We start from the raw sequence: 9,603 nt of genomic DNA, 5'->3' as shown, positions 1-9,603 counted from the left end.
ACACCAAATATTATAGAACCTTGAAATCTTAGATGAAATAAGTTTGTGAAAACGTTAATAATGTTTTCGTTTTATTAAAAAAGCGCTTTTTTTACAATTTTCGATTAATATTGTTTGTGAAAAAATGTATTATGGTATATAATAAAAATGAATTAAGGACACATTTGTTATTAGCACAAATATGGAAGCTGTTGGAGTTAGTGGAAGTTGTATGCAAATTAGTGTGTCAAAAAAACATATATTAGAGGTGACAGTAATGCAAACAGGTGTAAGACGTGTTGTTTTAGTTGGAACTGGATTCGTAGGAATGAGTTTCGCTTACTCAATGTTAAATCAAGGTGGATTAGAAGAATTCGTTTTAGTCGACGTAAACAAAGATAAAGCTGAAGGGGAAGCAATGGATTTATCTCATGGTTTAGCATTCGCCCCAAATAAAATGGATATCTGGGCTGGAACATATGAAGACTGCAAAACTGCAGATGTTGTAGTTATCACTGCAGGTGCTGCTCAAGCTCCAGGGGAAACTCGTTTAGACTTAGTTGAGAAAAACGCAAAAATCATGCGTGGAATCGTTCGCGAAGTTATGAAATCAGGATTCAACGGAATCTTCGTTATTGCAAGTAACCCAGTAGACGTATTAACTTACGTTGCATGGCAAGAATCAGGGTTACCACGTCATCGTGTAATCGGATCAGGAACAACTTTAGATACTGCTCGTTTACGTTATGAAATCGGAAAATACTTAAATGTTGACCCACGTAACGTTCATGGATACATCGTTGGTGAGCACGGAGATACTGAGTTCCCATTATGGTCTCATACAACAGTTGGTGTTCAACCAATCTTAGACGTTGTTGCGAAAAATCCAAAATTCAACAAAGAAGATTTAGAGCAAATCTACGTAAACGTACGTGATGCTGCATATCACATCATTGAACGTAAACGTGCAACTTATTACGGAATCGGTATGGCATTAACTCGTATCGTTAAAGCTATCTTAAGCGACGAAAACAGCTGTTTATCAGTTTCAGCTTACTTAAACGGACAATACGGACAAAATGATGTATTCGTAGGAGTTCCTGCAATCATCAACCGTAACGGAGTTCGTGAAGTATTTGAATTAAACATCACTGAAGAAGAAAAAGAAAAATTAACTAAATCAGTTAATGTATTAAAAGAAACTTTAGCAACTGTTAAATAATTTCTTTTTTCTGTAAGCACTGTGCAAAGCACAGTGCTTTTTCATATATTTTAATTAATATGTAACCGGTTAATATTATAAAATTAAAGGGTTTACAGCTTTTTATTATAATGAGATTATGATAAAATGTATGAGAAAAGATTTTGATAAGATTAAAAAGACGGTACAAGAAAGCGTTTGATTTCACTTGACCGATTAGATAGGAAATATAAGGAGGAATTTTGAAAATGAACAAGTATGTATTTGGAATTGATGTTGGTGGGACGACAATTAAATGTGGTTTATTCTCATCAAAAGGTGAAGTGCTAGAGTCGTGGGAAATTGTTACAAATAAAGCGGATAATGGGGATCATATTATTGCTAATATTGCAGAAACAATCCAAGCAAAATGTGAAGAAAAAGGAATTCAAATTGAAGAAGTTGAAGGAGTTGGAGTAGGTGTTCCAGGTCCAGTTGATAACAATGGAGTTGTTAAAGTTGCTGTTAACTTAGGATGGTCAGAGCGTGATGTTAAATCTGAGTTAGAATCATTAGTTAAAGTTCCAGTAGCAGTCGGAAATGACGCGAATGTTGCGGCATTAGGTGAGTTATGGTTAGGAGCTGCAGCAGGTTCACATGATGCCATTATGTTCACTTTAGGAACTGGTGTTGGTGGCGGAGTTATCGTAGATGGTAAAGTCGTTGCCGGTGTTCATGGTGCTGGTGGAGAAATCGGACATTTAGCTGTTGTATTAGAGGATGGAAATCAATGTAACTGTGGTAAAAAAGGATGCTTAGAAACAGTAGCATCAGCGACAGGAATTGTTCGTGAAACTGAAAAGTACTTAGCAGCATGTGATGAAGCTTCTTCATTACGTAGCTTAGAAAAAATCGAAGCAAAAGATGTTTTTGATGCAGCTAAAGCAGGAGATGCAGTTGGATTAAAAATGGTTGATCAATTAGGGCGTTATATCGGTTTAGCAGCTGCTAACTTAGCTGCAACGACAGATCCACAAAAAATTATCATCGGTGGTGGAGTCTCTAAAGCAGGAGATATCTTAATTGATACAATCGTGAAACATTATCAAAACTATGCATTTAGTGCAGTTCGCCAAACAGAGTTCGTTTTAGCCGAGTTAGGAAACGACGCTGGAATCGTTGGTTCAGCTTATTTAGCAAAAACAGTTTAATGAAATAAAAAAGCACCCTTTTTGAGGGTGCTTTAAGTCGTATTAGAGGTGATGAGTGTGAAAGTCTATCCATTAGTTTTAGGACCTGTACAAACGTCTTGTTATATCATTTCAAATCATGAAAGAGCAGTTGTTGTTGATCCAGCGGCTAATGCTAATCAAATTATTCAATATTTAGGAATGAAAAAATTAAAATTAGAGGCGATTTTTTTAACACATGGACATTTTGATCATATTGGTGCAGTAAATGAGTTAGTAGAAAAATATCAAGTGCCAATTTACGCGCATAAAAAGGAAAAAGAATATTTTGAGAAACCTGAAGTGAATTTATCGCCGATGATTTATGAGCGTCTCATTTTAAATCCTGATTTTGAGTATCGTTTTGTAAGTGATGAAGAGAGCATTGAGTGTTTAGAAACAAAAATAAAAGTTTTTCATGTTCCAGGTCATACAACAGGAAGCTTATGCTATTATTTTGAAGAAGATGAGATGGTCTTTACAGGAGATACATTATTTAAGCAGTCAATCGGACGTACTGACTTTATTTACGGAAATCATGAGCAATTAGTGACAGGGATTAGACGTAAATTATTAACGTTGCCAGGACAGACACTTGTTTATCCAGGGCACGGAGAATGTACAACAATTGAGGAAGAATCAAAACATAATCCATTTTTAGCTTAGAACGTCATGTAATCGTTTGATTACATGACTTTTTTTATACTCAGAACATAATAAAAGAAGGATTAATCTCCTTCTTTTATTGATTCATTTGATTTTTAATTTGTTCAACCACCTCTGCTACAGTTAAGTGATCCGTCTTAACCGTTATATGGGCGCAGTCACGATAAAAGTTTTCACGCGCTTTATATAAAGAAGTTAGTTTGGTTTCGATCATCTCATTTTGTAACAAAGGACGATTATTAATATCAAGTCGTTTTATTAGTGTGGTAATCTCAGTTTCTAAAAAAATAACTAGTGTGTGTTCAGTTAATAGTTGGCGATTTTCTTGACGAACGATGATACCACCTCCGGTAGAGATTACGCCTGGATGATTGATTAGTTGTTGTAGGGCATTTGTTTCACAATCACGAAAATAAGATTCACCTTGTGTTTCGAAAATGGAAGAAATGCTTTGGTGTTTTGTGTTTTCAATATACAAATCGGTATCAACCCACGATAAATTTAAGTCCATTGCTAATTTTTTCCCAATAGTTGTTTTTCCACTTCCCATCATCCCAATTAAGACGATTGGCCTCATGCATCTCACCTCTATTTTAAAAGATATGTTTGTTGCTTTTTATTGTATTCAACAGTTCCTTGTCCTAAATATTCATTATAAAGAAATTTATAGGTCACATCAAGTTTTTCATATCCATTTGAATACGTAAAAATAGCTGTGGTTCCGTTGTGTAAGGTAATTTTTTTTGATGGCATGTTATTGCTTGGGGTAAAATTAGCATCAGATAATTCATCTATGATAGTCGCTAGACATTCTTTTTCAAGGATGGATAGTATGAAATGCTGTTGCTCGAGTTCATAAGTCCGAACCTGGTTTTCGATTCGATAAGCGAAATGGAGTAGGAGAAGGGCGATAATAAAACTGATAGCCAATGTCAATGGAAGAATCATCCCTTGTTCATTCTTCATCTAACCCCTCCTGTAAAATTTCAATTAATTGTGCTTCATCTAACTCATCCTGTATGGTATCATTTAAGTTTTCTTCATTTAACTCCTCAGAGGTTGTTTCATATGATTGTATCAATTGTAACGGGAATAAAGACGAGGAGAGGTAAATGGTATATTGATTACCATTTGAGGTGTGTAAAGTGAGGGTAACCGATTGGTTATGATGAAGGGTAGTGGTAAGTTTGTCACAGTGATAGAGAGCGACTTCCCCTCCTTTTCCCCCTACTTGACGCATGAGACGATGATTGGAGATGTAATAGGTTGGGACGGTTCCGTTGGCTAAGTGAATTTGAAATTGAGAGGACGTATTGGAAAAATGATTCGCACGTTTGGCTTCCTTTTGAAGTTGAGTGCGAAGTACACTAATTTCTTGTTGCGTGACTTGATTTAGATCGGCTTGATAGAAGTTAATGAGTGGAAGGAGTTGGGTTATTAAGAGAACGAGTAAGGCGGTGATGGACAATGCGATGAGATGTTCAACGAGTAGAAAGCCGTGATTAGAAAGTTTAAAAACAGATCGTTTTATCAGTAAAATCACCTCGTTTATACGTTGCGCAAAGTTTAGCATCTTTTTGGATGACGGTATATGAAATAGGGTTAACAAACTCTAGAGGAAAGTCATAGGCAGTTTGATAAAAGAATGATTGATCTTTAAGTTCGTAAAGTTTATAGTAGATGGCTTGTTCTATTTCAAGTTGTTGTTGGATTTGAAGCAAAGTGGGGAGGGTTTTGACTAGCGTGATTCCGATTGTGGTTAAGATAATAAGTCCAATGAGACATTCTGTGAGGATATATCCCTGCTGATTAATTGGCTTCACGAATATCGATTCCTCCTGTTCCAATCGAAAAAACAATATTTTTTTTGAAATGTTCACTTTGAATGGTTATTGTCTTCCCATTCGAGACATGACCGAGGTTATTAAAGGTGAGGTCCGTCGTATTAGCACTCACAGATGGAATACTAATGCCTGGTGGAAATTGACGCTTTATTTTTATTTTGGAGTTATTTTGAATGATGACATAATAGTTTTGTTTATGAAAGATTCGAATGGATAAAGTGCTGCCTTGAATGGGCATCATATTATACTCTCTGACATAATGCAAATCTGATTGAAGGACTGAAGTGGCTTGATTGAGCTTCATATGATCATAAAGCTTGATGAAAGTTGGGGCACTCAAAAGATAAATTATTCCTGTGATAGTTAGAGCCAGAAGGGCTTCAATGAGAGTAAATGCTTTTTGATTGTTAAACATTATTCAAAATCGGGAATAGTATAATCATTACCACAGACTTTTTTTCCATCAGCTTCATTAATCCCCTCATTAGTACTAAGTCCTAAAAGTTTATTTGAGGTTTGTTTAGCCCTCACTGATGATTGGAAAGCTTCGCATCCTGTTTCATTAGCTTTTGTAAGGGCAGCACTTGCCTGTGGGAATGCTAGTACCACTAATATTCCAACGATAATCATGACAATAAGCATTTCAATTAAAGTGAAAAATAAAAACCAATCATAAATAAACGTTGGTATTACGATATTCTATTTTCTTTATAAAGGTGTAAAAATGGCTATTTGCCACCAATTTGCCACTATAAATTTTTGTTGGTGGCAAAAGTGCTATTTCTAACTAAGAAGTTTTTCAAATTTATCAACTGAATCATCTTCCATTTCTTTGGTTACATGACTGTAGATATTCAATGTAGTATTAATATTAGCATGACCTAAACGTTCTTGGATAACTTTAGGATTTACTCCCGCTTCTAATAGTAGTGTAGCGTGTGTATGGCGTAAATCATGGAATCTAACAGCGAAAGGAACATGTTTGTTTATAAAGTGCCTAAAAGATGATGTAAAACTATTATTAGGCGATATTGGACTTCCATCATCTCTACAATAAACAAAATCTGCTTGGCTATAGTAGTAATCACCATAGATTTTTTGCATTTCTTTTTGATGATCTTTATAGAGTTTCAATGTGTCTATAATCTCTTTTGTCATCTTTAATGTTCGTACACTGGACTCTGTTTTAGGACTCGTCAATAATAACCCTTTTGTTTTGCTATCTGTTAAAATTTTATCGACAGTTAATGTTTTCTTTTTGAAATCAATATTATCCCATGTAAGGCCTAATACTTCACTACGACGTAATCCCATTTGTAATGAAATGAGAATCGGTAAATAATACCTAGTGCCTTTAGAGATATCCAATAAAGTATCAATTTCATCTTTAGTTAAAGCTTTTTTATCTTGTACCCGCTTCGAGCTATAAGCTTTGGAATTTAACTTAACTGTACTCATTGGGTTGAAGTGAATAATTCCATCACGAATAGCAGCATTGAAAATATTATTTAGGATGTTTTTTATACTGCCAACATAAGAAGAGGAATAAAGTTCTTGTTTCTTGGTTAAAAATTTATAAAGAATAACATGATTAATGTCAGTTAGTTTTAAGTAGCCTATTTCCTTTTTTATATGCTGTTCAGTAACGGAGCTATAAAGCTCTACCGATTTGGATTTTAATCGTTTTGCTCCTTCGTTATCTAACCAGTAAATGATATAATCATAGAGGGTGTAAGAATTAAATTGTTTAACTATATTATTTTTATCGTAAAGGTGCAATGCTTCCCTTAGAGCAGCTTCAGCTTCTCTTTTGGTAGCAAAGCCACCTTTTTCTTTTTTCTTATATTTTCCGTCTTGCTTATAGGTGAAGTAGTAGCTCCACTTCTCACCACGTTTGCGTACTGATCCTTTCATGTTATCACCTCAATTTTATATCTTTAGAAAACAGGATAGAGCGATTCTTTTGAAGTAATTGCTTTATCCTGTTTTTATTATTCAATTTCGCTCACATATTCTTGTAATGCTGTTATAAATCCTTGGACTCTTCCTAATAACCTAAATTGTTTGATTTCTTCTTCAAAAAATACTATTGGTTGTATCGTTTTATCGGTACTGTTGGGAGTTAGAACAATTGTATCTCCGTGTTTAGAATAATGTCTAAAAATGACTTTGTTATTTTTATCGATAGTCATAATCAGATTACCATTTTCCAAGATTTTTTCATCTCCAATATTTCCGAAAATCTCTACTATAGCATACATCCCATGAGGTGCTATTTTATCTATACCATTATCGCGGATACGGACTCCAACTAATTCTATATCTGGGATTATCAAAAAATAGGGATTAACAAACTCTGTACGATATCGAAGCTCAATTATTTCATTATCTAGAGAAACAATGAATTGAAACTTTTCGTTAGGATTTGGATATTTTAAGTCTAATTCTGCTGTTCTTTCTTTTAGAGTAGTGTTTCCTAAAAAATTAACTTCATCGTACAAGCGTAATGCAAATGTGTTTTTATCGTTACTATTATCTTCAAAGATATAAGAACCGTCAATAATTTCGATTAACTGCTCTAAAGGAATGTTCAATATTTTTGAAAAATCTTTTAATTTTTCTACATCAAGCGACTTCACTTCTCCATCCTCGTATCTTTTGACTGTAGTTTCGTGAACTCCCATTAATTCAGCTACTTTTGCTCGAGATAGTTTTTTTCTTCTTCTTGCCGTGTATAGCCTCTTTCCTATTGTTTTATTTGCATCGGATGTCATAACTTCTCCTCCTTTTTCCGCTAATAGTATCATACAGTTAACTGATGTGATACGCAAGAAAAATTAAGTTAAAAAATAAAAAACTTGCGAAAAAGGTTGAAAAAACAAAAAAATAAGTGTAATATAGCATTATAAACTTGCGAAAACGCAAGTAAAAGGAGGTGTATTATGAATAAAAATAAATTAAAGGGGAAAATTGTCGAGTGTGGTTTTACTTATAAAAAAATGGCTAATTTTTTAGGGGTTAGTGAGACGACGTTTACAGCTAAAATTAATGGAAAAACGAAATTTAGTATTGACGAAGCAAAGGAGTTAAGTTCTAGATTGTGTTTAAATGAAGATGAAATATTAAAAATTTTTTTTGATAAAAAACTTGCGAAAACGCAATGAGATAAAGTTTGATATTTCTTTTTTTGATAAAAAACTTGCGAAAACGCAATTTATTGTTTTTGATTAAAGAAAATTAGAGTTGTATTACTTGTAAAATTAGGAGGAAAAGGAAATGAGTCAAATTAAATTAAATATCTCTCAATCGAGAGGGTATGAAGCGTACCAATTAACTCAATCAAAGGCATATCGTAATTTGTTTGTGACACTCAAATTGAGGTTAAAGTTACGTTATCAAGAGATGGATCAGTGGAGACAACAGATTAAAGCTACACAAGAAAACATTGAAACGTTAGAGGGTGAAAAAGCTCAACTCTTGAAAGATAACAACAAAATCTTCAACTGTAATTCGTTATTTACTTTAAAAAAAGAACTATCAACTCATTATGCAACCTTGAGAGAGTTAGAGAACTTAGTAGCGGGAACAGAGGAGAATATCAAAGTTTTAGAGTGTGGTATGTTCGATATGGTCCAGTTAGGTGACAACCATCTAAGTACTCACCAAAAGATACAGTTACTTGGTGGTGGCGTAGATAAGGCACGAGAAATTATTAAAACTCTAATGGAAATGGAGAAACTTTCATCAATCGAAGAGGTAAGGTTTATTGATCTTGTCATGCATCATACGGAGTATCAGTGGAACAAACAAAGGGCAGAATGGTGGATTGATTGTGAGATTTGGGAAATGCCTGTCTTTCAAGCGTGTATGGAGGAAATGATCCGTAGAACGCATGATTACGAAGAACAGACAGGAAGATGTCTTATGACGGAGGTTTTAGAAGAACACGCAAAGGAAAACGGGAAGAAATTAGTCCCGCTACAAACGGAGCATGGAGTCGTTATGACATTTGAGGAGGATATCCAAAGTAAATATGAACGTCATGGGAAAGTTATGAAGTTAAAAAGTGGGGGTTCTGTCACCATCCATAAAAAGACTAATGGCTTTTAAGTGTGTTTTTATCGCCTATAAGATGTTTTGCTATGAGTGGCTATACGAATGTCGAAACATAGATTAAAAGCGAAAAAAGAGGAAAAGAGGTAGGGAAATGAGTCAATTAAGCTTTGAACAGAAAAAAGAAATCATCAATACCATTTATGAATTGAAACAAACACAACCTACAGTCTATGAGGTGGTTAAAGATTTAATCATGAGATTATCGAATCAAAAACCGAAGGAAGTGAACGAACGTGCCAACGATTGATTTAAATGAAGAAGTGAAACGTCAACAAAGGGTATTAGTAGCGGATAAGCTGATGTTGACATTTGAGGAAGCAAGAGAGTTATTAGGAATCGGTAGAAATACCCTGATTGCCTTAACTCAAGCGGGATATATCTGTTATTTGGAGTTAGGTAGTAAACGTTGTTATCCTCGTTGGGCCTTAGATGAATTTACACGTAATTTTATGTTTAAGCGGATTGATCTACAGAGTTTAGAAGTGGCAAACATTGAAAATGACTATGACGAACTGGTTCAACGCTTAAAGCAAGATAACCAAGTGTTAAAAAATAAATTAGAAACTGTAAAGAAAGTATTAGCTTAGTA

At 34.4% G+C, this 9,603-nt stretch carries 15 protein-coding genes; 7 read left to right on the top strand and 8 right to left on the bottom strand.

Annotated elements, in window-relative coordinates; genetic code table 11:
• Window positions 1–256: 256 nt before the first annotated feature.
• From NEH74_RS04940 to NEH74_RS04930, 3 genes are all read left to right on the top strand, one after another.
• Window positions 257–1,201 (top strand): L-lactate dehydrogenase, encoded by a 945-nt coding sequence (locus tag NEH74_RS04940; RefSeq protein ID WP_055242651.1) that lies wholly within the window; start codon window positions 257–259, stop codon window positions 1,199–1,201.
• 227 nt (window positions 1,202–1,428) lie between these two features.
• On the top strand, window positions 1,429–2,370 hold the full coding sequence (locus tag NEH74_RS04935) for an ROK family glucokinase (RefSeq protein ID WP_055242563.1): 942 nt from the start codon (window positions 1,429–1,431) through the stop codon (window positions 2,368–2,370).
• A gap of 57 nt (window positions 2,371–2,427) precedes the next feature.
• A complete protein-coding gene (locus NEH74_RS04930; RefSeq protein ID WP_212723435.1) occupies window positions 2,428–3,054 on the top strand; it encodes an MBL fold metallo-hydrolase in 627 nt (208 codons plus the stop codon).
• 76 nt (window positions 3,055–3,130) lie between these two features.
• Here the strand turns inward: NEH74_RS04930 and NEH74_RS04925 are convergent, their stop codons facing one another.
• The 8 genes from NEH74_RS04925 to NEH74_RS04890 form a co-directional block, all read right to left on the bottom strand.
• Complete coding sequence (locus tag NEH74_RS04925; protein ID WP_055305695.1) at window positions 3,131–3,631, bottom strand: shikimate kinase; 501 nt, start codon at window positions 3,629–3,631, stop codon at window positions 3,131–3,133.
• An 11-nt stretch (window positions 3,632–3,642) separates the two neighbouring features.
• On the bottom strand, window positions 3,643–4,020 hold the full coding sequence (locus NEH74_RS04920) for a hypothetical protein (RefSeq protein WP_055305694.1): 378 nt from the start codon (window positions 4,018–4,020) through the stop codon (window positions 3,643–3,645).
• Window positions 4,010–4,597, bottom strand: a complete 588-nt coding sequence (locus NEH74_RS04915; protein WP_055305693.1) for a competence type IV pilus minor pilin ComGF — start codon at window positions 4,595–4,597, stop codon at window positions 4,010–4,012. Before NEH74_RS04915 ends, NEH74_RS04920 begins: the two co-directional genes overlap by 11 nt.
• The gene (locus NEH74_RS04910) at window positions 4,566–4,877 is read right to left on the bottom strand and encodes a hypothetical protein (protein ID WP_055305692.1); all 312 of its coding nucleotides are present in this window, start codon (window positions 4,875–4,877) and stop codon (window positions 4,566–4,568) included. Before NEH74_RS04910 ends, NEH74_RS04915 begins: the two co-directional genes overlap by 32 nt.
• Window positions 4,864–5,313 carry a prepilin-type N-terminal cleavage/methylation domain-containing protein gene (locus NEH74_RS04905; protein WP_055276255.1) on the bottom strand — a complete coding sequence of 150 codons (450 nt, stop codon included), beginning with the start codon at window positions 5,311–5,313 and terminating at the stop codon, window positions 4,864–4,866. The genes NEH74_RS04910 and NEH74_RS04905 overlap by 14 nt, the downstream gene beginning before the upstream one ends.
• The gene (locus tag NEH74_RS04900) at window positions 5,313–5,576 is read right to left on the bottom strand and encodes a prepilin-type N-terminal cleavage/methylation domain-containing protein (RefSeq protein WP_262941156.1); all 264 of its coding nucleotides are present in this window, start codon (window positions 5,574–5,576) and stop codon (window positions 5,313–5,315) included. Before NEH74_RS04900 ends, NEH74_RS04905 begins: the two co-directional genes overlap by 1 nt.
• Window positions 5,577–5,681: 105 nt before the next feature.
• A complete protein-coding gene (locus NEH74_RS04895; RefSeq protein ID WP_262941155.1) occupies window positions 5,682–6,812 on the bottom strand; it encodes a tyrosine-type recombinase/integrase in 1,131 nt (376 codons plus the stop codon).
• Between the two features lie 77 nt (window positions 6,813–6,889).
• Window positions 6,890–7,672, bottom strand: a complete 783-nt coding sequence (locus NEH74_RS04890) for a helix-turn-helix domain-containing protein (RefSeq protein ID WP_262941154.1) — start codon at window positions 7,670–7,672, stop codon at window positions 6,890–6,892.
• 168 nt (window positions 7,673–7,840) lie between these two features.
• Between NEH74_RS04890 and NEH74_RS04885 the strand changes: the two genes are divergently transcribed.
• From NEH74_RS04885 to NEH74_RS04870, 4 genes are all read left to right on the top strand, one after another.
• A complete protein-coding gene (locus NEH74_RS04885; RefSeq protein WP_262941152.1) occupies window positions 7,841–8,062 on the top strand; it encodes a DUF739 family protein in 222 nt (73 codons plus the stop codon).
• Between the two features lie 112 nt (window positions 8,063–8,174).
• Window positions 8,175–9,008, top strand: coding sequence for a hypothetical protein (locus NEH74_RS04880; RefSeq protein WP_262941151.1), 834 nt, complete (start codon window positions 8,175–8,177; stop codon window positions 9,006–9,008).
• Window positions 9,009–9,105: 97 nt separating this feature from the next.
• Window positions 9,106–9,261 (top strand): hypothetical protein, encoded by a 156-nt coding sequence (locus tag NEH74_RS04875; RefSeq protein ID WP_262941150.1) that lies wholly within the window; start codon window positions 9,106–9,108, stop codon window positions 9,259–9,261.
• Window positions 9,248–9,601, top strand: a complete 354-nt coding sequence (locus NEH74_RS04870) for a helix-turn-helix domain-containing protein (protein WP_262941149.1) — start codon at window positions 9,248–9,250, stop codon at window positions 9,599–9,601. The genes NEH74_RS04875 and NEH74_RS04870 overlap by 14 nt, the downstream gene beginning before the upstream one ends.
• Window positions 9,602–9,603 lie beyond the last annotated feature (2 nt).

This window comes from Turicibacter sp. GALT-G1 (assembly GCF_025594995.1).
Taxonomy (GTDB): Bacteria; Bacillota_I; Bacilli_A; order MOL361; family Turicibacteraceae; genus Turicibacter; species Turicibacter bilis.
This window is presented reverse-complemented; position numbering and strand designations above follow the sequence as displayed.

Bases quoted from the DNA above. Each gene is read 5' to 3' on its own strand.
- NEH74_RS04940 (WP_055242651.1), top strand. From the start codon at position 257: ATGCAAACAGGTGTAAGACGTGTTGTTTTAGTTGGAACTGGATTCGTA.
- NEH74_RS04935 (WP_055242563.1), top strand. From the start codon at position 1,429: ATGAACAAGTATGTATTTGGAATTGATGTTGGTGGGACGACAATTAAA.
- NEH74_RS04925 (WP_055305695.1), bottom strand. From the start codon at position 3,631: ATGAGGCCAATCGTCTTAATTGGGATGATGGGAAGTGGAAAAACAACT.
- NEH74_RS04920 (WP_055305694.1), bottom strand. From the start codon at position 4,020: ATGAAGAATGAACAAGGGATGATTCTTCCATTGACATTGGCTATCAGT.
- NEH74_RS04905 (WP_055276255.1), bottom strand. From the start codon at position 5,313: ATGTTTAACAATCAAAAAGCATTTACTCTCATTGAAGCCCTTCTGGCT.
- NEH74_RS04895 (WP_262941155.1), bottom strand. From the start codon at position 6,812: ATGAAAGGATCAGTACGCAAACGTGGTGAGAAGTGGAGCTACTACTTC.
- NEH74_RS04890 (WP_262941154.1), bottom strand. From the start codon at position 7,672: ATGACATCCGATGCAAATAAAACAATAGGAAAGAGGCTATACACGGCA.
- NEH74_RS04885 (WP_262941152.1), top strand. From the start codon at position 7,841: ATGAATAAAAATAAATTAAAGGGGAAAATTGTCGAGTGTGGTTTTACT.
- NEH74_RS04880 (WP_262941151.1), top strand. From the start codon at position 8,175: ATGAGTCAAATTAAATTAAATATCTCTCAATCGAGAGGGTATGAAGCG.
- NEH74_RS04875 (WP_262941150.1), top strand. From the start codon at position 9,106: ATGAGTCAATTAAGCTTTGAACAGAAAAAAGAAATCATCAATACCATT.